This is a genomic window from Paracoccus sanguinis, from assembly GCF_900106665.1.
GTDB lineage: Bacteria > Pseudomonadota > Alphaproteobacteria > Rhodobacterales > Rhodobacteraceae > Paracoccus > Paracoccus panacisoli.
Map to the genome: position 1 here is coordinate 80,218 of NZ_FNNA01000005.1, position 23,081 is coordinate 103,298.

Genomic DNA, 23,081 nt, shown 5'->3' on the forward strand with positions numbered 1-23,081 from the left:
GTGAATTGTTCAGGAGATTTTGCATGGCCCGCTTTGCCCCCTCGTTCCTCACGACCGCCGCCGCGCTCGGCCTGATGGCCGGGGCGGCGCTCGCGCAGGATTTCAACGCCGCCCCGCCGAATGCGCCCAATCAGCAACCGGCCTTCGAGGGCCAGACCCGCGCCCCGGTGATCGCCGACACGGTGGCGCTCAAGACCGAGACGGTGGTGGACGGGCTGTCGCACCCGTGGGCGCTGGCGCTTCTGCCGGACGGGGCGTGGCTGGTGACCGAGCGGCCGGGGCGGCTGCGGATGGTCGGCGCCGACGGCACGCTGTCCGAGCCGATCGCGGGCCTGCCCGAGATCGACGCCAAGGGCCAGGGCGGGCTGCTCGACGTGATGGTCGGGCCGGACTTCGCCAGCGACCGGCGGCTGTGGATCAGCTATGCCGCGCCGGCCGAGGGTGGCAACCAGACCGCCGTCGCCACTGCGAAGCTCTCGGCGGACGGCCGCAGTCTGGAAGAGGTCAAGGAGCTGTTCCGCCAGATCCCGGTCTATGACGGCGACAAGCACTTCGGCAGCCGCCTGCTGCTCGACGGGCAGGGCGGGCTGATCGTGACGCTGGGCGAGCGCTCGGACGTACCGATCCGCGACAGCGCGCAGGCCGACGACAACCACCTGGGCAAGATCGTCCGCATCGACCCGCTGACCGGCGCTCCGATGGGCGCCGGGATCGGCCTGCCCGAGACCCACGCCAAGGGCTTCCGCAACGTGCAGGCGGCGGCGTTCGACAAGCAGGGCCAGCTCTGGACTGTCGAGCACGGGCCGAAGGGCGGCGACGAGCTGAACCACGTCGAGGCGGGCAAGAACTACGGCTGGCCGGTCATCACCTACGGCGTGGCCTACAGCGGCGCCGACATCAACGCGGGCAAGACCGCGCAGGAGGGGATGGAGCAGCCGGTCTATTACTGGGACCCGGTGATCGCCCCCTCGGGGATGGCGTTCTACGACGGCGCGATGTTCCCCGACTGGAACGGCAGCGCGCTGATCGGCGCGCTGCAGGCCGGCGGCGGGGTCGTGCGGCTGACGCTCGACGGCGGCAAGGTGTCGGGCGAGGCGCGCTATCTGAACGGGATCGGCCGGGTCCGTGACCTCGCCGTGGCCCCGGACGGGGCGCTGATGCTGATCACCGACGCCGACAACGGCGCCGTGATCCGGGTGTCGAAGGAGTAAGGCAGGGGGCGCTCGCGCCCCCTCGGCCGCGTGCCGCGGCCTTCACCCCCTGAGGATATTTGGGTCCAGCCCGAGGCGGTCTCGGGCCGGGGGTGGGGGCGTCAGCCCTTCAGCAGGTTGTCGGCCTCGTCGCCGGGCGAGAGGCCGAGCGCCTCCATCCCCGCCTCGAGGTGGTCGGCGAGTTGCGGCTCGCCCATCAGGTAATCCTCGGTGGGCGTGGTCTTTTCGGCCTTGGCCGTCGCCACCGCCTCGGACAGGTCGTCGGCATCGAAGGTGCCACGGCCGATCCACATCACCGCGGTCAGGGCCGCCTGCTCGTCGTCGTTCAGGTCGGCGATGAAATCGCGCAGCTCATAGGCGTTGCGCCCGCCGCGCCCGTCGAGGCCCTGATCGTAGTCGCGCGCCCGGATGACGACGAAGGCGATCTTGTCGGCGCTGATCTCAAGCATGGCGCGTCAATCCTCTCTGCGGCCCCGGACAGGGTGCCCCGCTTGTCGCCCGAACCCCGCCGCCCGTCAATCCGCGCGCGGCTGCGGTTCTTCCTTGTGCAAATATCCTGGGGTGAGCGCCGCAGGCGCGAGGGGCAAAGCCCCTTCTAGCGCCCGAACAGCCGCTCGATGTCGGTAAGCTTGAGCTCGACCCAGGTCGGGCGGCCGTGGTTGCACTGGCCCGAACGGGGCGTGCGCTCCATCTCGCGCAGAAGCGCGTTCATCTCGTCCCCGCTCATCCGCCGGCCCGAACGCACCGAGCCGTGGCAGGCCATCGACGACAGTACCGCGTCGAGCCGCGCCTGCACCCGGTCGCTCGCGCCCGCGTCGGCGAGGTCGTCGGCGATGTCGCGCATGAGTGCGGCGGCGTCGATCCGGCGGAGCGCCGCGGGCACCTCGCGCACCGCGACGCAGCCGGGGCCGAAGGGCTCGATGACCAGCCCGAGGCGGGCGAGCGGGTCCGCCGCCTCCAGCACGCGTGCGGCCGCGTCGCCCAGATCGACGATCTGGGGGATCAGCAGCGCCTGCCCCGGCACCGGCGCGCCGGCGGCCTGCGCGGCCTCGGCCTGGGCCTTGAGGCGTTCGTAGACGAGCCGCTCGTGGGCGGCGTGCTGGTCCACGATCACGATGCCGTCCGCGGTCTGGGCGATGATCCAGTTCTCGTGCAGCTGCGCCCGCGCCGCGCCGAGCGGGTGCTGGCTTGGGCTGTCAGGCGCGGCTTCGGTGGTGTCGGGCTCGATCCGGGCGGCCGCTGGGGCGAAGTCGGGCGCCGCTTCGGACAGGCCGGGGGCAGACCCCAGCGGGGCCTGCGCGGCCCAGCCCGCCGCCAGCGCCGCGGGGCGCAGCGGCGTCTCGGGGCGGAAGGCGCCGAGCACCGCGGTCCCGCCGGTCGAGGCGGCGCGGTGCCCCGCCCCCGCCATCGCGTGCCTGAGCGCCGAGACGACCAGCCCGCGCGCGGCCTCGGGCGTGCGGAAGCGCACCTCGGCCTTGGCCGGGTGCACGTTCACGTCCACCCCCTCGGGGTCGCAGCTCAGATACAGCACCGCCGCCGGGTGGCGGCCCGCGGCGAGCACGTCGAAATACCCTGCCCTCAGCGCCCCGGTCAGCAGCTTGTCGCGCACCGGGCGGCCGTTGACGTAGAGATGCTGCGCCACCGCCGCGCCGCGCGAATAGGTCGGCAGCGCGGCGAGGCCCGTGAGCCGCAGCCCGTCGCGCTCGGCGTCGAGCGCCACCGCGTTCTCGACGAACTCGCGCCCCATGACCCGGCCGATGCGGGTGGACAGCGCCGCATCGCCCGTCTCGGGGTCGGCGCGGAACAGCACCCGGTCGGCGTCGGCGTCGGTCAAGGTAAAGCCCACGCCGGGCTCGGCCATGGCCAGCCGGCGGATGACCTCGGCGATGGCCTGGGTCTCGGCCCGGTCGCCGCGCAGGAACTTGAGCCGGGCGGGGGTGGCGAAGAAGAGGTCGTGCAGTTCGACCACCGTGCCACGGTTGCCGGCGGCGGGTCGGACCTCACTGATGCGGCCGGCGGCGACCTCGATGCGGGCGGCCTCGGCCCCCGCGGCGCGGCTGGTGAGGGTGAGGCGGCCGACCGCGCCGAGGCTCGGCAAAGCCTCGCCGCGGAAGCCGAAGCTGCGGATGTTGAGCAGGTCCGAGCCGTCGATCTTCGAGGTGGCGTGCCGCGACAGCGCCAGCGGCAGGTCGGCGGCGGTCATGCCGCAGCCGTCGTCGGCGACCCGGATCAACCGCTTGCCGCCGCCGGAGATGGTCACGTCGATGCGCCGGGCCCCGGCGTCGAGCGCGTTCTCGACCAGCTCCTTGACCGCCGAGGCGGGACGCTCGACCACCTCGCCGGCCGCGATACGGTTGGCGGCGGCCTCATCCAGTTGGCGGATGACCGGGCGGATGTTGGGGTCATGGCGCGTCATGACCCCAGATATAGCAAGAATCGCGCTGTCCGCGAAAGCGATTCCTGAGCCGACGGCCGGTCCGGGAACCGGGCGCGCGCGGCGCGGCTTTAGGTCACATCAGACCTCACTCATGCGCCCAACAAGGATGAACGCCATGAAAACCCTGACCCTCGCCGCGCTGGCCACCGCCACCCTCGCCCTGGCCGCCTGCGGCCCCGATGCGGGCACCCGCGCCACCACCGGCGCTGCGACCGGCGCGGTCGTGGCCGGTCCCGTTGGCGCCGTCGCGGGTGCTGCGCTGGGTGGCACCGGGGCCGTTCAGGTCCGCTGACCGGCGTCCATCGCCAACGATACGGCCGCCGCCCCTGAAGGACGGCGGCCGTTTTCGTTGCGCAGGCGCGTCAGAGCCCTTCGGGCCGTCCGACCAGCACGAAGCTCAGCCGCGCGGGGTCGAGCAGGCGTTGGGCCACGCGGTTCACGTCGTCGACCGTGACCGCCTCGATCTGCGGGTTGCGGGTGTTCACGTAGTCGCGCGGCATCCCCATGAGCTGCATACCGGTCAGGATCCCGGCGATCTTGCCGTTCCCGTCGAAGCGCAGCGGGTATTCGCCGGTCAGGTAGGTCTTGGCGTCGGCGACCTCGCGATCGGTGACGCCCTCGCGGATCTTGCCCCAGACCTCACGGACCAGCGCCACGGCCTCTCCCGTCCGGGCGTTGGCGGTGGCCATGCCGCCCTGCCAGCTTTCGCCGAGCACCTGATTGGCGAGGCCGGTGCCGACGCCGTAGGTCAGCCCGCGCTTTTCGCGGATCTCGTCCATCAGCCGCGACGAGAACCCGCCGCCGCCGAGGATGTGGTCGAGCACGAAGGCCGCGAAGTAGTCCTTGTCGCTCATCGGCAGGCCGGGCTGGGCAAAGGCCACCACGGTCTGCGGGCTGTCCCAGTCGATCACCGTCGTCTGGCCGTCGAACTGCGGCGTGGCCGCGGGCGGCAGCGGCACGGACGCCATGGCGGGCAGGTCGCCGAGGATGCGGTCCACCAGCGCGCCGAGCCCGGCCGCGTCGATGTCGCCGGCGGCCGAGACGATGACGCGGTCACGCGCCAGCACCCGGTCCTTGGCGGCGCGCAGGTCGTCCACGGTCAGCGCGGCGACGCTGTCCTCGGTCCCATTGAGCGAGCTGCCATAGGGGTGGCTGCCCCAGAGGCGGGCGGCCATGGCCTTGGCGGCGATGGCGTTCGGCTCGCTCGCCTCGGCGCGGATGATCGACTGGACCTGCGCGCGCACCCGCTCGACCGCGTCGGTGTCGAAGCGCGGCGCGGTGAGCGCGTCGCGCACGAGGTCGGCAGCGGCGTCGCGGTTCTCGGTCAGGGCCCGCAGGCTCACGGTCAGCGCGTCGTCGCCGACGTTGAAGCTCGCGCTGGCGCCGAGCGCCTCCATCGCCTCGGCCCACTGGGTCGCGTCGCGGTCGGCCGCGCCTTCCTCGAGCAGCCCGGTCATCAGGTTGACGGCGCCGCGCTTGCCCTCGGGATCGACCGAGGCACCGCCGCGGAAGGCGATGTTGAGGGCCACGAAGGGGATCGAGTGATCCTCGACCAGCCAGGCCCCGACCCCGCCGGGCGAGGTCACCTGCTGGATGTCGATGGCCCGTGCCGGCAGCACGGCGAGAAGCGTGAGGGCGGCGGCGGTGACGAGCGCGCGGATCATTGCTGCACCTCGGCGGCAGGGGTTTCGGGGGCGGCGCCGTCAGGGGCGGCGGTCCCGTCAGGCGGGGGTGGCGGGGCGCCGGGGGCCGCCGTCGGGTGCGGGGTGTCGGCAGGGCCAGGCGCGGCGGTTTCGGGTGCAGTGTCCGCGGTGTCGGGGGCGGGTGCTGTGGCGCTGTCGTCCGTGGCTGGCGCGTCGGCCGCGGGGGAGCGTTCAGCGGCCGAGTCCGGCACGGCAGCGGCGGCCGGGACGTCGGCAGCCGGCGCCTCCGTCGCCACCGCTCCGGCCTGCTCAGCCCCCTCGCCCGCCGGCGCGGGCAGCAGATGGGCCGTCACCGCGCCCTCGCGGCGCAGCGCGAGGCGGGCGGCGGCCTTCACGTCCTCGACCGTGACCGCGGCGAGAAGGTCCGGCCAGTCGTTCACATCCTCGACCGTCAGCCCGATCGCCAGCCCCTGCCCGTAATCATAGGCGCGCCCGTGGGCCGAATCGCGCTCGTAGATCCGGGCGGCGCGGAGCTGCGTCTTGACCCGGTCGAGCTGCGCCGGGTCCGGCCCCTCTGCCAGAAATTCGTCGAGGGCCGCGTCCAGCGCTGCCTCGGCCGCCGCCTTGGCGGCCTGAGTGTCGGGCTGTGGCGGATAGACCATCGTCACCGCGAAGGTCGTGGGATCGACGGTCAGCCCGTCGTAGCTCGCCCCCGCCCACAGCGCCTTGCCGGTCATCACCAGCTTGCGTCCCAGCACCGAGGTCTGCGGCGAGCCGCCGAGCAATTCGGCCAGCACCGACCGCGCCGCCGCCTGCTTCTGGTCGCCGGCATTGCGCTCGGGCACGATCACGCTGCGCGAGATCGTTGGCTGCGGCACGCGTGGGTCGGCCATCTCGATCACCCGCGACGCCCGCTGCACCGGCTCTTGCGGGCGGGCGGTGCGTTCGGCGCCCGGCCGGGCCGGGATCGGGCCATAGTGCTTTTCGGCGAGGCTGCGGACCTCGTCCGCGGTCACGTCGCCCGCCACGACCAGCACCGCGGCGTTCGGCGCGTAATGGGCGCCGTACCACGCCAGCGCGTCGTCGCGGGTCAGCCCCTCCATCTCTTGCCGCCAGCCGATCACCGGGCGGCCATAGGGGTGGTTGTAGTACTGCACCGCCGCGCGTTCCTCGGCGAAGAGCGCGCGGGGGTCGCTGTCGGTGCGCTGCGCGCGTTCCTCGAGCACGACCTGCCGCTCGGCCTGCCAGTCGTCCTCGCCAATGCGGAGGTTGGCCATGCGGTCCGCCTCCATCCCCATCACGAGGTCGAGGCGGTCGGCGGCGATGCGCTGGAAATAGGTGGTGAAGTCGTACGAGGTGAAGGCGTTGTCCATGCCGCCGTTGGCGGTCACGGTCTTGGACAGCTCGCCCGCCGCCAGCTTGTCGGTGCCCTTGAACATCAGGTGCTCAAGGTAATGCGCGATCCCCGACTTGCCCGGCGTCTCGTCGGCCGAGCCGATGCGGTACCAGACCATCTGCACCACGACCGGGGCGCGGTGATCCTCGATCACCACCGCCTCCATCCCGTTGGGCAGGGTGAAGTGGCTCACGCCCGGCGGCATCTCGGCCAGCGCGGGCGAGGCAGAGATAAGCAGGACGGCGAGGAGCGTGCGGCGCATGGGCGACCCCTTCAGGTCATCAACGGGAAGGCCAGAGGATGACCGCAGCCGGCGAGGCGCACAACCCGTCGCCCGATCACTGCCGCTTGAGGGGCCGCCCGGTTGCGGGGGCCCGTGCGCGCCCGGACGCCCGCGGCCCGCTCAGCGCGGCGGGGCGCTGGGGGTCTGGACGCCGGTGCGGCGCCAACGCTCGAGCTCGGCCCAGCTGTCGAGCGTCTGCGGCCGGTAGGCGCGGTAATAGACGTTGGTGCGGGCCACGATCTCGAGCAGGCGGCGGCCGTGGCGGGCGCGGTATTGCGCATCCTCGGCGGCGGTGACCTGGCGGATGCCGGGCGTGACACCGGCCCGCGCGGCATGGGCGAGCAGCGCGCCGTCCCCGGCCCCCACGCCCTGCGCGGCCAGCTGGCCCGGGTTGCCGCCGAGGGCGGCGACGGCGTCAGCCTCGGGGTGCGGGTCGGTGATGTTCGCGCCGCCCGGCGTCGGCGCGGGCAGCTGCGCGAGGTCCGGCGGCAGTTCGAGCGGGCGGGTCGGGACGATGGCGAATTCTTCGGGGCCGTCGTCGCTGGCGAGCGTCATCAGCTTGCCCTCGTTCGAGCAACCGGCGAGCGCCAGCGCGCAGATGGTCAGCAAAGCGGCCCGCATGATCTCACGTCCTGTCCCGTTTCCGGCCTTCTAGCGCGTCCGGGGCGGTCCGTCACGGGTCTTGTGGCGGTGCTGAGGGCGCGTGAGCAGGAATCGGCGGCAGGGGGTGGCGCGGCCGCCGCAGTCAGTCGCCGCTTCCGGGCCGGCGCCGCGGGCGCGGGGCGGGGGCGGGCGGCGGCGCGGGTTTCGGCCCCGGCTGGACGATCAGCCCCAGCGCCCCGGCGAAGATGGCGATGTCGGCCACGTTGAAGCTGTAGGGGTTGCGCCAGCCCGGCAGGCTCATGTTCAGGAAATCCGCCACCGCGCCATAGGCCACGCGGTCGATGACGTTTCCCAGCGCGCCCCCGACCAGCAGCCCCGCCGCGACCTGCGCGAGCGTGCCGGGCCGCAGCCGCATCAGCCACACCGCGACGCCGACGCAGATCGCCAGCGCCACGCCGATCAGCACCCAGCGCATGAACTCGGCGTCGGTGCCGAAGAGGCCGAAGTTCACCCCCTGGTTCCACGCCATCCTGAGGTTCAGCCACGGGTCGATCACGTCGATCGCCTGCACCTCCTTGAGGTTCAGGGCCTGCACGACGATCCACTTGCTGAGCTGGTCCAGCGCCAGCACCCCGAGCGTCACGCCCAGCGCCCACCACAGCTTGCGCGGCGGCGGGGGCGGCGGTTCGGCCTTGAGCACCCGGCGCTTCTTCGGCGCGGTGCCGTCGGCGGCCGGCAACCGGCGCCGGGCGGGCTTCTTCGCGGGCTCGCCCGCGGCCGCCGGAGGGGTGGGCGTGTCGCTCATCAGTGCCGGAAGTGCCGTTGCCCGGTGAAGACCATCGCCAGGCCGAGCCGGTCGGCGGCCGCGATCACCTCGGCGTCGCGCATCGACCCGCCGGGCTGGATCACCGCGCGGGCGCCGGCGGCGGCCAGCGCCTCGATCCCGTCCGGGAAAGGGAAGAACGCGTCCGAGGCGACCGCCGCCCCCTCGGTCAGCGGCTGCGCGAGGCCCAGCGCCTCGGCCATGTCCTCGGACTTGCGGCGGCCGATGCGGGTGGAATCGACCCGGCTCATCTGCCCGGCGCCGATGCCCACGGTGGCGCGGTCCCTGGCATAGACGATGGCGTTCGACTTGACGTGCTTGGCGACCGTCCAGGCGAACATCAGGTCGTCGAGTTCCTCGGCCGAGGGCTGGCGCTGGGTCACGACCTTCAGCGCCTCGCGCGCCACATGACAGTTGTCGCGGCCCTGGACCAGGAAGCCGCCGGCGACCTGGCGGACCGTCTCGCCCCCCGCGCGCGGATCGGGCAGCCCGCCGGTCGTCAGCAGGCGCAGGTTCTTCTTGGCGGCAAAGACGGCGCGGGCGGCCTCGGTCGCGTCGGGGGCGATCACGACCTCGGTGAAGATCTCGGTGATGGCGCGGGCGGTCGGCTCGTCCAGCGTGCCGTTCAGCGCGATGATCCCGCCGAAGGCCGAGGTGCGGTCGCAGTCAAAGGCGCGCCCGTAAGCCTCGGCGAAGCTCGTGCCCAGCGCCACGCCGCAGGGGTTGGCGTGCTTGATGATCGCCACCGCGGGGGTGGCCGGGTCGAACTCGGCCACCAGCTCGAACGCGGCGTCGGTGTCGTTGATGTTGTTGTAGGACAGCTCCTTGCCCTGCCACTGGCGGGCGGTGGCGACGCCGGGGCGCCCCGTCCCGTCGGTATAGAAGGCCGCCGTCTGGTGCGGGTTCTCGCCGTAGCGCAGCGTCTGCGCCAGCGTCCCGGCAAAGGCGCGCCGCCGCGGGGCGTCCTGCCCGATGGCGCCCGCCATCCACGCCGACACCGCCGCGTCATAGGCCGCCGTCCGGGCATAGGCCGCCTGCGCCAGCCGCTGGCGGAAGGCGAGGGTCGTCGCACCGTCGTTCGCATCGAGCTCGGCCAGCAGGGCGTCGTAATCCTCAACATCCACCACGGTGGCGACGAAGCCGTGGTTCTTGGCCGCGGCGCGGATCATCGCCGGGCCGCCGATGTCGATGTTCTCGACCGCCTCGGCATAGTCGGCCCCGCGGGCGACCGTCGCCTCGAACGGGTAGAGGTTCACCACCAGCAGGTCGATCGGCGCGATGCCGTGCGCGTCCATCGCCGCGACGTGCTCGGGGTTGTCGCGCAGGGCCAGCAGCCCGCCGTGCACCGCCGGGTGCAGCGTCTTGACGCGGCCGTCCATCATCTCGGGGAAACCCGTGACCTCGGCCACGTCGCGCACCGTCAGACCCGCGGCGCGCAGCGCGCTCGCCGTGCCGCCGGTCGAGAGCAGCTCGACCCCGCGGGCGGCCAGCGCCCGGGCGAAATCCTCGAGCCCGGTCTTGTCCGAGACCGACATCAGCGCGCGCTTGAGGGGGGTGCGGTCGGTCATGGCGGGCTCCGGCTATGGCGTCGCGCGTGACCTAGCCTGACCGGCGCCGCCCGTCCAGCCGCCGCTCTCTTCGCGGGGGTGGCCGGGGGACGGACATTTGAAACCGCCCGGCCGCCCGCCTAAGTCAGCCCGCAAGCAGAACGAGGATGCCATGACCGACCTCACCCCCCGCCAGATCGTGGCGGAACTGGACCGCTTCATCATCGGCCAGGCCGACGCCAAGCGCGCCGTCGCCGTGGCGATGCGCAACCGCTGGCGGCGCCAGCAGCTTGCCCCCGAGCTCAAGGCCGAGGTGCATCCCAAGAACATCCTGATGATCGGCCCCACCGGGGTCGGCAAGACCGAGATCAGCCGGCGGCTGGCCAAGCTCGCCGGGGCGCCCTTCGTCAAGGTCGAGGCGACCAAGTTCACCGAGGTCGGCTATGTCGGCCGCGACGTCGAGCAGATCATCCGCGACCTCGCCGACGCCGCGATGGTCGAGACCCGGGCGCGGATGCGCGACGACGTCACCGCCCGGGCCCGCGCGAGCGCCGAGGACCGGGTGATCGCCGCGCTGGCGGGCGATCAGGCGCGCGAGCAGACCCGCGAGATGTTCCGCCGCAAGCTCAAGGCGGGCGAGCTGGACGACACGGTGATCGAGCTTGAGCTGACCGACACCTCGAACCCACTGGGGATGGAGATTCCGGGCCAGCCCGGCATGGGCCAGATGATGGACCTCGGCGCGCTGATGAAGGCGTTCGGCGGCCGCAAGACCCGCCGCAAGGTGACCGTCGCCCAGTCCTACGACCTGCTGATCGCGGAAGAGGCCGACAAGCTGATCGACGACGAGCGGGTCAAGACCGCCGCGCTCGAGGCGGTCGAGCAGTCGGGGATCGTGTTCATCGACGAGATCGACAAGGTCGCTACCCGGGCCGACACCCGCGGCGGCGAGATCAGCCGCGAGGGGGTGCAGCGCGACCTGCTGCCGCTGATCGAGGGCACCACCGTGTCCACGAAATACGGCCCGGTCCGCACCGACCACATCCTGTTCATTGCCTCAGGCGCGTTCCACGTGGCGAAACCCTCGGACCTGTTGCCCGAGCTGCAGGGCCGGCTGCCGATCCGGGTCGAGCTGCGGGCGCTGACCGAGGCGGATTTCGTCCGCATCCTGACCGAGACCGACAACGCCCTGACCCGGCAATATGCCGCGCTGATGGGGACCGAGGGGGTCGAGGTCGCCTTTACCGACGACGGGATCGCGGCGCTGGCCCGCATCGCCGCCGAGGTCAACGGCAGCGTCGAGAACATCGGCGCCCGGCGGCTCTACACGGTGATGGAGCGGGTGTTCGAAGAGCTGTCCTTCGCCGCCCCCGACGCCGGCGGCCAGCGGGTGACGGTGGACGCGGGCTACGTCGAGGCGCAGCTCGGCGACCTCGCCCGCTCGGCGGACCTGTCGCGCTACGTGCTCTAACTGCGACGGAACCGCACGCCGCGGGGGCCGTTGTGCGGTCGGACCCGCGGCGTGGGCGCGGATCGAAGCGGAGGCAGGATGATGAACATTTTCAGCGGCATCGGCGGGATCATCCTGTTCGCGCTCGACATCTGGGCGATCGCCTCGGTGATCAACTCGAACGCCGAACGATCGTCAAAGATCATCTGGACGCTGGTGATCGCCTTCCTGCCGGTGATCGGGCTGATCGCCTGGTGGTTCATGGGGCCGAAGGCGAATTATCAGGGGCGGGTGTAGACGCGCGGATCGTCAGTTGACGGGAGCCCCCGGCCCCGGAACATCTGCGCCATGACCGCGCTTCTCATCTCTCCATCCGGCCCCGCCACGCTTGAGCGTGATGATCTGGTGTCGGGGCTCTCCGAACACTGGCTGCAGGAGTTGCTGCACGGCCATCCCCAACTCATCCCGCTGGACGAGATCGAACCCGGCACAGGCCGCTTCATCCCGGTGGTCCGCGAACTGGCGATCCCCAAGCCCGGCGGGACCGTCTTTCTGGACCTGTTCGGTCTGACCGCGTTCGGTCGTCCAGTGCTGATCGAGTGCAAGCTCTGGCGCAATCCGCAGGCACGGCGCGAGGTCATAGCCCAGATCCTCGAATACGCGGCGCTGCTGCGGCGGTGGAGCTATGCGGACCTGACCGCCCGGCTGAAACCCAGGCTGGAGCCGGTGCTGGCGGCCCAGCAGAACCCGCTGTTCGAGCTTGCGCGCCGTGGCGGCTCGCCCCTGTCCGAAGCCTCCTTTACCGACGCGGTGTCGGCGAACCTGCGGCAGGGAGACTTTCACCTGCTGATCGCCGGTGACGGCATCCGCGAGGACATGATGGCCATCGCCGAGCACATCGGCGATTCGGGAGCCCGTCTGGCGCTGATCGAGTTTCGCCGCTGGTCCGACGGCAACGGCAATATCGTCGTCACCCCTCACGTGCCGTTCCGCACGCAGGTCGTCCGCCAGCGGGTGCTGGTCGATGGCACAGGAGCCGCGCTGACGATTGAGGAGGAGGGTGCCGAGGACCGGATCGCTGCCGCACCCGACACGGCCCCGACAGTCGCCTCGCCCGAGCGACAGGCCACCCTCGCCGCAAACCGGGCGTTCTGGCAGCGGTTCATCGACACGTGCCGGTTCGACCACCCGGATCAGCCGCCACCCCGCCATGGCGGCAACAACTGGGCCAAGATTCCCCTGCCCGAGCCGGCGCGCTGGATCACGGCCTATCGCTGGAATGACCCGCGCTGGAAGGGCCGCGCAGGTCTGACGCTGGTCGAGCAGGAGGGTGCTGACCTCTTTGCGCGCCTTGCTGCCATGGCCCCGGAGATCGAGATGGAAATGGCGCCCTTCCCCGTGCGGTGGGGCGCGATCCTCAATCCAAGCCGGACATGCTTCAGCCTAGATGAGCCAGAGGGTTGCACAGACACGATCGGATGGTTGTGTGCCGCGTCAAACCGGATGGTGTCAGTTCTTCGCCCGGTGCTGGCCGACCTCAAGGGCTGAGTGGCTGACCCGGATCAACCCGTTCACATCGAACCCCTTGTCCCGCGCCAGCCCGACCAGTCGGTCGTAGGTCGCCTGATCCATCCGCGGCTCGCGGGCGAGGATCCACAGATAGCCGCGGTTCGGGCCCGAGATCATTGCCCAGCGGTACGCCTCGTCCAAGGCGAAGACGTGGTAGCCGCCGGGAAAGCCGGGGAAGAAGGTGACGCCGAGGCTCGCCACGTCGGGGGCGCCGAGGAAGCGGGCGGTGCCCTCGATCGAGCGCCATTCGCCGTCCTTGCGACCGCGGTTCAGCACCCGGACCGAGCCGTCGGGGTTCAGAGTGTAGTCTGCGGTCACGTCGGTCATGCCGCGCTCGAAGCGGTGGTCGAGGCGGGCGATCTCATGCCAGCGGCCCATGTAGCGCTGGGCCTCGAAGCCGGTCACCGGCTCAATCCCCGCGGGGACGCGGGTCATCACCGCGCGCGAACAGGCAGCGGCCGCGGCGAGGGCGGCAAGGCCGATGGCGAGGGTGCGGATGCGCATGGGTGACCTCCCGTTGTTTGGCGCTCAACGCGCGGGGCGGGGGTTTGGCTGCATCCGCGTCAGCGCGGATCAGAACGGGACGTCGGCCGAGAAGGTCATGGTGACGTTCGAATCCGGGTGGCGCAGGCGCAGCGTCTCGGCGTGCAGCATCAGGCGGGGAAACTCGGCCGCGGCGCCCGTGGCATAGAGCGGGTCACCCAGGATCGGGTGGCCGAGATGGGCCATGTGCACCCGCAACTGGTGGCTGCGGCCGGTCAGGGGGGTGAGGCGCACCCGGGTCTCGTCGTCGCCCGCGCGGATCACCCGCCAGTCGGTCTGCGCCGGGCGGCCCTCGGGGTGGATCATCTGCCGCGGGCGGTTCGGCCAGTCGACCATCAGCGGCTGGTCGACGGTGCCCGTGCGGCCCTCGACTCGGCCCCAGACGCGGGCGACGTAGGATTTCCGCACCCCCCGCGTCTCGAACTGGCGCGACAGGTGGCGCTGGGCGTGGGGCGTGAGGGCGAAGACCATCACCCCCGAGGTGTCGAGGTCCAGCCGATGCACCAGCAGCACGGTGGGAAACGCCACGCGCAGGCGGGAGATCAGGCAGTCGGCGCGATCCTCGCCGCGGCCGGGGACCGACAGCAGCCCCTCGGGCTTGTCCACGACGAGGATCTGGTCGTCGTCGTGGATCAGCCGCGGCTGGGCCTCGGTCGGGCGATAGACGAAGCTCACCGCGCGACCAGCCGCAGGGCGAGCCCGGCGAACATCACCGTGGCGATGCGGTTCAGCACCCCCAGATGCGCCCCGAGCCGCGCCCCGAGCCATCCGGCGACGAGCCCGTAGCCCATCGTCACCAGCGTGCCGGTGAAGGCGAAGATCAGGCCCAGCGCCAGCAGCTGGTGCCAGATCGGGCCATAGTCGGGGCGGGTGAACTGCGGCAGGAAGGCCAGCAGGAACAGCACCGGCTTGGGGTTGAGAAGGTTCGACAGCGCCCCGCGCCGGATCACGTTCCACGGCCGCACCGCGCCGCGGGCCGCGCCCTGCGGCGCGGCGTGCCAGCTTTTCCAGGCCAGCCACAGCAGATAGCCCGCGCCGATCCACTTGATCGCGGTCAGCGCGGCCGGATGCGCGGCGATCACCGCCCCCAGCCCGGCGGTGGCCAGCAGCACATGGACCACCACCCCCATGCCGACCCCCAGCCCGGCCAGGGCGCCCGCCCGAGGTCCCCCCTGCAGCCCGCAGGCGGTGGCGAAGAACACGTCCTGCCCGGGGGCAAAGTTCAGCACCAGCCCGCCGGCGACAAAGCCCAGCAACTGCGCCAGCGGGATTTTGGCGAGCGTGTCCCAGATCATCCGGTCGACCCGCGCGGGAATTGCGGCAGGCCGTCGGCGATGTCGTAATAGTCGCCCTTGTCGCCCACCCAGACATGCCGCAGCAGCCGCATCCCCGCGGGCGGGTCCAGCGTCCCGGCGGAAATCTCGGTGTCCCCGGTCGCGACGGTGCGCCAGAACAGCGACGACCCGCAGGTAGGGCAGAACCCCCGTTCGCCCGTTTCGGACGAGCGGTACCACGTCACCGGGCCCTCGATTTCGACATGGCCCGCGTTCAGCCCCGCCCAGACATGGCCCGACCAGCGCCGGCACTGGCTGCAATGGCAGGCGACGATGCCCTCGGCCGGGCCGTCGAGTTCGAAGCGGACCGCGCCGCACAGGCATCCGCCGCGCAGGGTCATTGCTGCGCGTCCTGTGGCAGGCGTCGGCGATGTCGTAGTAATCGCCCTTGTCGCCGACCCAGATGTGGCGTTCGAGCCGCAGCCCGGTCGGCGCGTCGATGCAGCCCAGCGCCACGTCGGTGTCGCCGCGGCCGATGGCGCGCCAGAACATCGACGACCCGCAGGTGGTGCAGAAGCCGCGCTCGGCCTTGTCGGACGAGCGGTACCAGCGGATGTGCTCGGCCCCCTCGATGGTCAGCCGGTCGTCGGGGACCGGGACGGCGGCCCAGACATGGCCCGACCAGCGCCGGCACTGGCCGCAGTGGCAGGCCGCCACATCGGGCAGCGGGCCGCGCATGGTGACGCGGATCGCGCCGCAGAGACAGCGCGCGGTGCGCCGGGCGTCGGGGTCAGAGCTTGCCTCAGAGCGTGCCAAAGACATCCTGCATCATCCCTTCGAGCGCCGCCTGGTCGGCGGGTGTGAACGCATCGGGGCGGTCGCTGTCGATGTCGAGCACCCCGATCAGCCGCCCGGCCCTCCCGAACACCGGCACGACGATCTCCGACCGGGTCGAGCTCGAGCAGGCGATGTGGCCGGGGAAGGCCTCGACGTCGGGCACGAGCTGGGTCTCTCCGGTCCGGGCGGCGGCGCCGCAGACGCCGCGCTCGAACGGGATCGTCAGGCAGCCATGCCCGCCCTGGTAGGGGCCGACCTTCAGCACCCCGGGGGCGGTGACGCGGTAGAAGCCGGTCCAGTCGAAGCGGTCGTCGGCGTGGTGCAGCTCGCCCGCGACGGTGGCCATCAGCGCGACCTGGTCGGTCTCGCCTTCGGTCAGGGCGCGGATGCGGGTGCGCAGGTCGGTCCAGTCGGTCATGGCGCTCAGGCTAGCGGCTTCCGGCGCGGCCGGGAAGCGGGGGATGCGGGGGGGGGGGGGTCAGCCGGCGATCGTCTCGACGGTCAGGTTGCCGTTGGTATAGACGCAGATCTCGGCCGCGATCGCCATGGCGCGGCGGGCGATGGTCTCGGCGTCGAGGTCGGTCTCCATCAGCCCACGGGCCGCGGCGAGCGCGAAGTTCCCGCCCGAGCCGATGGCGGCCACGTCATGCTCGGGCTCGAGCACGTCGCCCGCGCCGGTCACGACGTAAAGCTGGGCGCCGTCGGTGACGATCAGCATCGCCTCGAGGTTGCGCAGGTACTTGTCGGTGCGCCAGTCCTTGGCCAGCTCGACGCAGGCGCGCTGCAGCTGGCCCGGCGCGGCCTCGAGCTTCTTTTCCAGCCGCTCGAGCAGGGTGAAGGCGTCGGCGGTCGAGCCGGCGAAGCCCACCACCACGTCGCGCCCGCCCGGCGAGAGGCGGCGGACCTTGCGCGCCGTGCCCTTCATCACCGTCTGCCCGACGCTGACCTGCCCGTCGCCGGCGACCACCACCTGCCCGGCCCGGCGGACCGCGAGGATCGTCGTGCCGTGCCAGCCGGGAAACCTGTCGTCGCTCATGCCTGCGCCTCCGTTCGTTCTGCCGGGTCAGATAGGGGCGCGGGCGCGCCGGCGCAACGCGCGCTTCCGAAGCGGCGCAGCGGGGCCTAGGGTGGCGGCGCCCAGCCACCCCTCGTGACGGCCGATCCATGCCCACCCTGCGCGTCTATCTGCACGGCTCGATGCTGCGCACCGCCCGGGCCGGGACGTTCCCGGCGATGGCGGTGCTGCAGGCAGCGGCCGAGTCGCGCGGCTGGCGGGTGGCGTTCGAGCCGGCGGGGCCGGCTGCCCAGCAGGTGCCGCCGCCGGCCGGCGACTTTGCGTTGCTTCACATGAAACGTCCGCTGCATCCGCGGACCCTGACGCTGCGGCGGGCCTATCACTACCCGTTCTGGCGGATCGAGCCGGTGGCCGAGCGCTGGCGCTTTGCCGTCGCCCGCGCCGTCTTCGATCCGGCCGAGGTGGATGGTGAGGCCGCCGCGGCCTTCGTGCGCCGGCTGCGGGCGCGGGTGCTGCCCGGTCCGCCGCCGACCCGGGACGGGCCGATCCTCGTGCCGCTGCAGGGCCATCTGCGCCGGCACCGCTCGTTCCAGTCGATGAGCCCGGTCGAGATGCTCGCCGCGGTCTGCGCCACGGGCGAGCCCGTCACCGCCACGCTGCACCCGCGCGAACGCTACGATGCCGAGGACCACGCCGCGCTGGCGGCGCTGGCGGCGCGCTACCCCCGGCTGACGATCGGCGGCGACACGCCGGCGCTGCTGCGCACGTGCCGGTTCGTGGCGACCCAGAACAGCGCCGTGGCGTTCGACGGGCTGATCCTTGGCAAGCCCGCGGTGCTCTTTGCCCAGATCGACTTCCACCACGTCGGGCTCAACGTGGCCGAACTGGGGGCCGAGGCGGCGCTGGCCGCAGCCGCGGCCGCGGCGCCGGATTTCGCCCCCTATCTCTGGTGGTTCCTCAAGCGCCACAGCATCGACGCCCAGGCGCCTGACGCGGGCGAGCGGATGCTGGCGGCGATGCGGGCCGGGGGCTGGCTGCTCTGACCGCGCTGCCCTTGCGCCGCCCCGCCCTGCGCGGCAGGGTCTGGCGCGGCAGCGCGCAGCAGAAAGGGCCGGGGGCATGGCGGAACGGGTGGTCATCGTCGGGGCCGGTCAGGGCGGGCTGCAGGCGGCGGCCTCGCTCAGGGCCGAGGGGTTCGCCGGGCCGGTCACGCTCATCGGCGACGAGCCGGGCCTGCCCTACCAGCGCCCGCCGCTCAGCAAGGCCTACATGAAGGACGGCGACGCCAGCCGCCTCGCCCTCAAGCCCGAGAGCTTCTTTGCCCAATCCGACATCGACTATCGCCCCGCCACCATCGTCGCTGCCATCGACCGGGCGGCGGGCGAGGTCGTGCTGGCGGGCGGGGCGCGGGTCGGCTTCGACCACCTGATCCTCGCCACCGGTGCCCGCAACGCGGTGCCGCCGCTGCCGGGGCTCGATCTGCCCGGGGTGCATGGGCTGCGGGGGCTTGCCGACGCCGCGCGGCTGCGCGACGCGATGGGGCGGGCGCGGCGCGCGGTGGTGATCGGGGGCGGGTTCATCGGGCTCGAGTTCGCGGCCGTGGCCGCGGCGGCCGGGGTCGCGGTCACGGTGCTCGAGGCCGCCGACCGGCTCATGGCCCGCGCCGTGACCCCGCCGACCTCGGCGCGGTTCCTCGACTTTCATCGCGGTGCGGGGGTGGACGTACGGCTTTCGACGCTCGGCGCGGGCGTGGCCGGCACCGATGCGGCCGAGGGCGTCGTGCTGACGGACGGCACCACGCTGACGGCCGACCTGGTGCTGCTCGCCACCGGGGTCCGGCCGAACGTGGAACTCGCCGCCGAGGCGGGACTCGCGGTTGCCAACGGCATCGTCGTGGACGGGCATCTGCGGACCGCCGATCCGCGCATCTTCGCCATCGGGGACTGCGCCAGCTTCCCGCTCGACGGCCGCGCCACGCGGCTCGAGTCGGTTCAGGCGGCGGCCGACCACGCCCGCCACGTCGCCCGCAGCATCGCCGGGCAGGACCAGCCGCCCTATGCCGCGCTGCCGTGGTTCTGGTCCGACCAGGGGCCGCTGAAGCTGCAGATCGCCGGGCTCTCCGAGGGCTGGGACGACACCCACGCACTGCGCGATGCCGAGGGCGCGGTGGACACGGTGCTGGTGTTCCGCGCCGGCCGGCTGATGGCGGTCGAGACGGTGAACCAGGCCGGCCGCCACATGGCGGCGCGCAAGCTGCTGGCGGGCCCACCGCTCATGCGCGAGACGCTGGCCGCAGCGGATTGGGACCTGCGCGCGGTGCTGGCGGCGGCGGGCTGAGGGGTCAGCCCGTCGGCTCGGACGCGGCCTTGGCGGCCGCCGCCCGTTCTTGCGCCATCTCGCGGGCCAGCGCGCGGGCCTTGCGGGCCTGGACGAAGCGGCGGTGACGGTCCAGCTCGACGTTGATCAGCGCGCCGAGCATCACCGAGAACCCGGCGAGATAGAACCACATCAGCAGCGCCACCACCGCCCCGATCGAGCCATAGATGCGGTTGTAGCTGTTGAAGCTGGCGAGGTAGGCCGAGAACCCCACCGACGCCGCGCCCCAGGCGAGGGCCGCGAACAGCGACCCCCAGGTGAAGATCGGCGTGCGCGGGGTTTTGACGTTGGGCCCGTAGCGGTACAGGATGCCGATCCCGATCATCACGATGGCGAACATCGCCACCCACGGCACCGAGCTGACCAGCCAGCTGCGCAGCGGGCCGTAGTCGAGGAAGTTGAATGCCAGCGGGACGATGACGATGGTGGCAAGCCCCATCAGCACCACGCCGACGATGGCGAGCGTCAGCACATAGGCCAGCACGAACCCGGTCAGGGTCGAGTGGGACCGCACCCCGTAGGCCGCGTTCAGCCCGCGGACCAGCGCGTCGACCCCGGCCCGCGCGGCAATGGTCGCCACCACGAACGAGATCGCCGAGGCCCAGCCGAGCTGGGTGCGCCCGCCCGAGGTCAGGGCGTCGATCTGCGAATGCAGGATCTCGGCCGCGCCGCCGGGGATGAAGTCGTCGACGTAGCGGTCGTAGTCCTGGATGATCGCCGGATCGAACCACAGCCCCCACAGCGCGATCAGCGCCGCCATGCCGGGAAACACCGCGAACATCGCATAGAATGCCACGCCCGCGGCGATCAGGCCCATGTGGATCTTGTCCATCCGCTCGAACAGCGCGGTGATGAAATGCCAGCTGTCGTGCATGTAATCGACGAACCAGCGGAACGCGGAACGGATCATGGCGCGCCTCCGGCTGGCAGATAGCGGTGCCACAGCGCCTTTTCCCCCATCCGGGCGACGAAGGCGGCGTGGGCGGTGATCTCGGCCGCGGTGAGGCGGGGGGCGAGCGGCACCGGGCGCGGGGCGCGGGGGCCGGTCGAGACCTGCTGCTGCGCCTCGGTGCGCTGTCCGGGGCTGGCGACGAGGACGAGGTCCGGCTGGCGGCCGCCGATCAGCTCGAGATAGACCTCGGCCAGCAGCTCGCTGTCGAGCAGCGCACCGTGCAGCGTGCGGCCCGAGTTGTCGATTCCCCAGCGCCGGCAGAGTGCGTCGAGCGACACCGGCGCGCCCGGAAACTTCTCGCGCGCCATCGCCACCGTGTCGAGCGCGCGGCTCATCGGCAGTGTGGGGCGGCCGGCGCGGCGAAGCTCCCAGTTGAGGAATTTCATGTCGAAGGGCGCGTTGTGGATGATCAGCCGGGCGTCGCCCACGAACTCGACGAAATCGGCCACGATCTCGGCAAAGCGCGGCTTGTCCGAGAGGAAGGCCGAGGTCAGCCCGTGCACGGCCAGCGCGTCGGCCGGCATGTCGCGCTCGGGGTTGATGTAGACGTGGAAATGCCGGCCGGTCGGCAGGTAGTTCATCAGCTCGATGGCGCCAATCTCGACGATGCGGTCGCCGGTGTCGGGGTCGAAGCCGGTGGTTTCGGTGTCGAGGACGATCTCACGCATGGGCCGCCCCGCTGGCGATGTCGTGCAGGATGGCGGCGACGGCGGCCTCGGCCTCGTCCAGGGTCTCGGTCGGGACGATCCAGTCGGCGCGGGCGCGTTTCTCGGCGTCCGGCATCTGCCGCGAGAGGATCAGCCCGAGCGTCGCGTCGGTCATGCCCGGCCGGGCGAGCACCCGCGCGCGCTGCACCTCGGGCGGGGCCGACGCGACCACGACGCCGTCCAGCCACGCCTCGGCCCCCGTCTCGAACAGCAGGGGGATGTCGAGGAGGACCACGGGCGCGGCGGCATGGCTGTCGATGAAGCTGCTGCGATCGGCGGCGACGAGCGGGTGGACGATGACCTCGAGCTCGGCCAGCCGGTGGGGCTCGGCGGCGAGGATGGTCTTGAGCGCGCCGCGGTCGATGCCGGTTTCGTCCAGCGCGGCGGGGAAGCGCGCGGCGACCGGGGCGACGGCCGCGCCGCCCGGCTGATAGAGCCGGTGCACGGCCGCGTCGGCGTCCCACACGGGCACGCCGCGGGCTGCGAACATCGCCGCCGTGGTGGTCTTGCCCATCCCGATTCCGCCAGTCAATCCGAGAAGATAGGTCATCCGAGCACCGCCTCGCGCAGGGCCTCGTCGACCTCGGGCTTGACGCCGAACCAGCGCTCGAACCCCGGCGCGGCCTGGTGCAGCAGCATCCCCAGCCCGTCCACGGTGCGGCAGCCGCGGGCGCGGGCGGCGCGCAGGAAATGGGTGTCGAGGGGCGTATAGACGAGATCGGTCACCAGAGCCTCCGGCGAGAGGGCGTCGAGCGGCAGGCGCAGGGGCTGGGTGCCCTCCATCCCCATCGAGGTCGAGTTGACGACCGTGGCCGCGCCTTCGAGCATGTTGCCGGTCTGTGCCCAGTCGTAGACGACGACGCGGGCGCCGAACTCGGCGCGGATCTGGTCGGCGCGGATGCGGGTGCGGTTGGCGATGCGCAGTTCCGGCACCCCACATTCGAGCAGCGCCGCCACCACGGCCCGCGCGGCGCCGCCGGCACCGATCACCGCGGCCGGCCCGGCGCTCGCGCTCCAGTCCGCGGCGTGCTGCTGGAGGTTGGCGATGAAGCCGTAGCCGTCGGTGTTGTCGGCGTGGATGCGCCCATCGGGGCGGAAGATCAGCGTGTTCGCCGCCCCGATCAGCGAGGCGCGGTCGGTGACGATGTCGGCGAGCGCGAGCGCTGCTTCCTTGTGCGGGATGGTCACGTTGCAGCCGACGAAGCCGGCGCGCGGCAGGGCGTGCAGGACCTGGCCCAGATGTTCGGGCGCCACGGCGAGGGGGACGTAGTGGCCCGCGATCCCGTAGCGGCGCAGCCAATGGGCGTGCAGCCGCGGCGAGCGGGAGTGGGCGACCGGCCAGCCGATCACCCCCGCCAGGGGGATCGTCGCTGCGGGGGTCTGCGGCGGTGCAGGGTCGCGGGGGCTGGCATCCGGTGCGGCGCTCATCGGTCCTCGGCGGTCAGGCTGGGTCCAATCCTTACCCCCGGCGACCGTGAGTGGAAAGCATGTGGAGGACTCTGGGGATAGCTGCGGTATCCGACGTGGGGTCGCGTGCGGAGAAAGCGGACCGTTGCAAGGCAGACGGCCGGACGGGCGCGGATCGGGGCGCTGGATCGCGCGGTTTTCCACACGTGCAAAACCGGGACCGCGGTTTCCCACCGGCTGTGGAGATCGGAGTTATCCACAGGGGCGCGTGTGGCAATAAGCTACTGATCTGAAATGAGAGTTCTCAAACTCGTTCAGAATTATCCGAAGGTTTTTCCGCGTCGTCTAATCTGTGGAAAAGAGGGAGTGTGGACCCGGAACTCGCATATCCGCAGGCCCTACTGAATCATCATCCTTTCTTCTTCTCTTTTCTTTTGAGATAGCAGGGCCGTCCTTGAACCTGGCGGCACCATGATCTCTGACTGGCTGGCGACCCTTTATCCGTGGATCAAGTCGTTCCACGTGATGGCTGTGATCTCGTGGATGGCGGGGCTGTTCTACCTGCCGCGGCTCTACGTCTATCACGCCGAGCGCGGGCGCGGGGCGGGGGTCGAGCCTGACGACAGCTTCGCGGTCATGGAATTCAAGCTGCTGCGCGTGATCATGGGACCGGCGTCGATCGCCACCTGGATCGCCGGTCTGGCGCTCGTCTTCACGCCGGGCATCGTGGACTGGTCGATGATCTGGCCCTGGACGAAGGGAGCAAGCGTCATCGCCATGACGCTGTTCCATCACTGGCTGATGATCCAGCGCCGACGGCTTGGCGCCGGGCAGGGCCTGACCGGACGGCAGTACCGGATGATGAACGAGGTCCCGACCCTGCTGATGGTCGTCATCGTGTTGTCGGTGATCGTCAAGTTCTGAGCGGCGGCGGCGCGGTTTGACTCAGGGCCGGGTTTCGGCTATGTGCCGCCGGCGCGCCGTCCGGCCCGCATCCTCCTGACCCCG

25 protein-coding genes and 1 pseudogene are annotated in these 23,081 nt (G+C 71.9%); 8 read left to right on the forward strand and 18 right to left on the reverse strand.

Annotation, left to right across the window (positions count from 1 at the left end):
• Positions 1 to 23: 23 nt before the first annotated feature.
• Entirely contained in the window at positions 24 to 1,211 is a 1,188-nt protein-coding gene (locus BLW17_RS14135) for a PQQ-dependent sugar dehydrogenase (protein WP_036703149.1), read from the forward strand.
• 101 nt (positions 1,212 to 1,312) lie between these two features.
• On the opposite strand, the gene BLW17_RS14140 is transcribed toward BLW17_RS14135, so the two are convergent.
• Positions 1,313 to 1,660, reverse strand: coding sequence for a DUF3775 domain-containing protein (locus tag BLW17_RS14140; protein WP_036703151.1), 348 nt, complete (start codon positions 1,658 to 1,660; stop codon positions 1,313 to 1,315).
• Between the two features lie 146 nt (positions 1,661 to 1,806).
• The gene (gene mutL, locus BLW17_RS14145; protein ID WP_036735554.1) at positions 1,807 to 3,627 is read right to left on the reverse strand and encodes a DNA mismatch repair endonuclease MutL; all 1,821 of its coding nucleotides are present in this window, start codon (positions 3,625 to 3,627) and stop codon (positions 1,807 to 1,809) included.
• Positions 3,628 to 3,763: 136 nt separating this feature from the next.
• Between mutL and BLW17_RS17470 the strand changes: the two genes are divergently transcribed.
• Entirely contained in the window at positions 3,764 to 3,940 is a 177-nt protein-coding gene (locus BLW17_RS17470; protein ID WP_197055303.1) for a hypothetical protein, read from the forward strand.
• A gap of 70 nt (positions 3,941 to 4,010) precedes the next feature.
• Here the strand turns inward: BLW17_RS17470 and BLW17_RS14150 are convergent, their stop codons facing one another.
• From BLW17_RS14150 to purH, 5 genes are all read right to left on the reverse strand, one after another.
• Positions 4,011 to 5,312 (reverse strand): M16 family metallopeptidase, encoded by a 1,302-nt coding sequence (locus BLW17_RS14150; protein ID WP_036735557.1) that lies wholly within the window; start codon positions 5,310 to 5,312, stop codon positions 4,011 to 4,013.
• Positions 5,309 to 6,949 (reverse strand): M16 family metallopeptidase, encoded by a 1,641-nt coding sequence (locus tag BLW17_RS18845; protein ID WP_083388385.1) that lies wholly within the window; start codon positions 6,947 to 6,949, stop codon positions 5,309 to 5,311. The genes BLW17_RS14150 and BLW17_RS18845 overlap by 4 nt, the downstream gene beginning before the upstream one ends.
• Before the next feature lie 141 nt (positions 6,950 to 7,090).
• Positions 7,091 to 7,591: a DUF3035 domain-containing protein gene (locus BLW17_RS14160; RefSeq protein ID WP_036712932.1), complete on the reverse strand. Its 501-nt coding sequence runs from the start codon at positions 7,589 to 7,591 to the stop codon at positions 7,091 to 7,093.
• A 124-nt stretch (positions 7,592 to 7,715) separates the two neighbouring features.
• The gene (gene lspA / locus BLW17_RS14165) at positions 7,716 to 8,234 is read right to left on the reverse strand and encodes a signal peptidase II (RefSeq protein WP_074826959.1); all 519 of its coding nucleotides are present in this window, start codon (positions 8,232 to 8,234) and stop codon (positions 7,716 to 7,718) included.
• 143 nt (positions 8,235 to 8,377) lie between these two features.
• Positions 8,378 to 9,964 (reverse strand): bifunctional phosphoribosylaminoimidazolecarboxamide formyltransferase/IMP cyclohydrolase, encoded by a 1,587-nt coding sequence (purH, locus tag BLW17_RS14170; protein WP_036736306.1) that lies wholly within the window; start codon positions 9,962 to 9,964, stop codon positions 8,378 to 8,380.
• A 151-nt stretch (positions 9,965 to 10,115) separates the two neighbouring features.
• Between purH and hslU the strand changes: the two genes are divergently transcribed.
• From hslU to BLW17_RS14185, 3 genes are all read left to right on the forward strand, one after another.
• Positions 10,116 to 11,414, forward strand: a complete 1,299-nt coding sequence (gene hslU / locus BLW17_RS14175) for an ATP-dependent protease ATPase subunit HslU (RefSeq protein WP_036702590.1) — start codon at positions 10,116 to 10,118, stop codon at positions 11,412 to 11,414.
• Positions 11,415 to 11,495: 81 nt separating this feature from the next.
• Positions 11,496 to 11,690 carry a PLD nuclease N-terminal domain-containing protein gene (locus tag BLW17_RS14180; RefSeq protein ID WP_197055311.1) on the forward strand — a complete coding sequence of 65 codons (195 nt, stop codon included), beginning with the start codon at positions 11,496 to 11,498 and terminating at the stop codon, positions 11,688 to 11,690.
• A gap of 51 nt (positions 11,691 to 11,741) precedes the next feature.
• The gene (locus BLW17_RS14185; protein ID WP_052176622.1) at positions 11,742 to 12,941 is read left to right on the forward strand and encodes a PDDEXK family nuclease; all 1,200 of its coding nucleotides are present in this window, start codon (positions 11,742 to 11,744) and stop codon (positions 12,939 to 12,941) included.
• Here BLW17_RS14185 and BLW17_RS14190 read toward each other — a convergent pair.
• The 7 genes and pseudogenes from BLW17_RS14190 to hslV all read right to left on the reverse strand — a co-directional run bounded on the left by BLW17_RS14190 (position 12,903) and on the right by hslV (position 16,652).
• Positions 12,903 to 13,466, reverse strand: coding sequence for a lipocalin family protein (locus tag BLW17_RS14190; RefSeq protein ID WP_036736308.1), 564 nt, complete (start codon positions 13,464 to 13,466; stop codon positions 12,903 to 12,905). The genes BLW17_RS14185 and BLW17_RS14190 overlap by 39 nt on opposite strands.
• 69 nt (positions 13,467 to 13,535) lie before the next feature.
• The gene (locus BLW17_RS14195; protein WP_036736310.1) at positions 13,536 to 14,180 is read right to left on the reverse strand and encodes an RluA family pseudouridine synthase; all 645 of its coding nucleotides are present in this window, start codon (positions 14,178 to 14,180) and stop codon (positions 13,536 to 13,538) included.
• Positions 14,177 to 14,800, reverse strand: a complete 624-nt coding sequence (locus tag BLW17_RS14200) for a LysE family translocator (protein WP_074826962.1) — start codon at positions 14,798 to 14,800, stop codon at positions 14,177 to 14,179. Before BLW17_RS14200 ends, BLW17_RS14195 begins: the two co-directional genes overlap by 4 nt.
• Positions 14,797 to 15,180: a GFA family protein gene (locus BLW17_RS14205; RefSeq protein WP_036737073.1), complete on the reverse strand. Its 384-nt coding sequence runs from the start codon at positions 15,178 to 15,180 to the stop codon at positions 14,797 to 14,799. The genes BLW17_RS14200 and BLW17_RS14205 overlap by 4 nt, the downstream gene beginning before the upstream one ends.
• A gap of 112 nt (positions 15,181 to 15,292) precedes the next feature.
• Positions 15,293 to 15,601, reverse strand: a pseudogene (locus BLW17_RS17475) (GFA family protein); the annotation flags it as partial.
• Positions 15,582 to 16,034, reverse strand: coding sequence for a GAF domain-containing protein (locus BLW17_RS14215; RefSeq protein WP_036737071.1), 453 nt, complete (start codon positions 16,032 to 16,034; stop codon positions 15,582 to 15,584). The gene BLW17_RS14215 and the pseudogene BLW17_RS17475, both read right to left, overlap by 20 nt.
• A gap of 60 nt (positions 16,035 to 16,094) precedes the next feature.
• Positions 16,095 to 16,652: an ATP-dependent protease subunit HslV gene (hslV, locus tag BLW17_RS14220; protein WP_036711517.1), complete on the reverse strand. Its 558-nt coding sequence runs from the start codon at positions 16,650 to 16,652 to the stop codon at positions 16,095 to 16,097.
• 128 nt (positions 16,653 to 16,780) lie between these two features.
• Between hslV and BLW17_RS14225 the strand changes: the two genes are divergently transcribed.
• The gene (locus BLW17_RS14225; protein WP_036734422.1) at positions 16,781 to 17,674 is read left to right on the forward strand and encodes a hypothetical protein; all 894 of its coding nucleotides are present in this window, start codon (positions 16,781 to 16,783) and stop codon (positions 17,672 to 17,674) included.
• 76 nt (positions 17,675 to 17,750) lie between these two features.
• Positions 17,751 to 18,968 carry an NAD(P)/FAD-dependent oxidoreductase gene (locus BLW17_RS14230; protein ID WP_036734419.1) on the forward strand — a complete coding sequence of 406 codons (1,218 nt, stop codon included), beginning with the start codon at positions 17,751 to 17,753 and terminating at the stop codon, positions 18,966 to 18,968.
• Positions 18,969 to 18,972: 4 nt separating this feature from the next.
• Here BLW17_RS14230 and BLW17_RS14235 read toward each other — a convergent pair whose 3' ends face one another.
• The 4 genes from BLW17_RS14235 to BLW17_RS14250 are packed head-to-tail and all read right to left on the reverse strand — an operon-like array spanning position 18,973 to position 22,094.
• Entirely contained in the window at positions 18,973 to 19,917 is a 945-nt protein-coding gene (locus BLW17_RS14235; RefSeq protein ID WP_052176462.1) for a YihY/virulence factor BrkB family protein, read from the reverse strand.
• Positions 19,914 to 20,627, reverse strand: coding sequence for a DNA polymerase III subunit epsilon (gene dnaQ / locus BLW17_RS14240; protein ID WP_036734416.1), 714 nt, complete (start codon positions 20,625 to 20,627; stop codon positions 19,914 to 19,916). Before dnaQ ends, BLW17_RS14235 begins: the two co-directional genes overlap by 4 nt.
• Entirely contained in the window at positions 20,620 to 21,216 is a 597-nt protein-coding gene (coaE, locus tag BLW17_RS14245; RefSeq protein WP_036734413.1) for a dephospho-CoA kinase, read from the reverse strand. Before coaE ends, dnaQ begins: the two co-directional genes overlap by 8 nt.
• Positions 21,213 to 22,094, reverse strand: coding sequence for a shikimate dehydrogenase (locus tag BLW17_RS14250; RefSeq protein ID WP_081969166.1), 882 nt, complete (start codon positions 22,092 to 22,094; stop codon positions 21,213 to 21,215). Before BLW17_RS14250 ends, coaE begins: the two co-directional genes overlap by 4 nt.
• A gap of 450 nt (positions 22,095 to 22,544) precedes the next feature.
• Here BLW17_RS14250 and BLW17_RS14255 point away from each other — a divergent pair, with 450 nt between their 5' ends.
• On the forward strand, positions 22,545 to 22,997 hold the full coding sequence (locus BLW17_RS14255) for a CopD family protein (protein ID WP_414811501.1): 453 nt from the start codon (positions 22,545 to 22,547) through the stop codon (positions 22,995 to 22,997).
• The last annotated feature ends 84 nt before the right edge of the window (positions 22,998 to 23,081 follow it).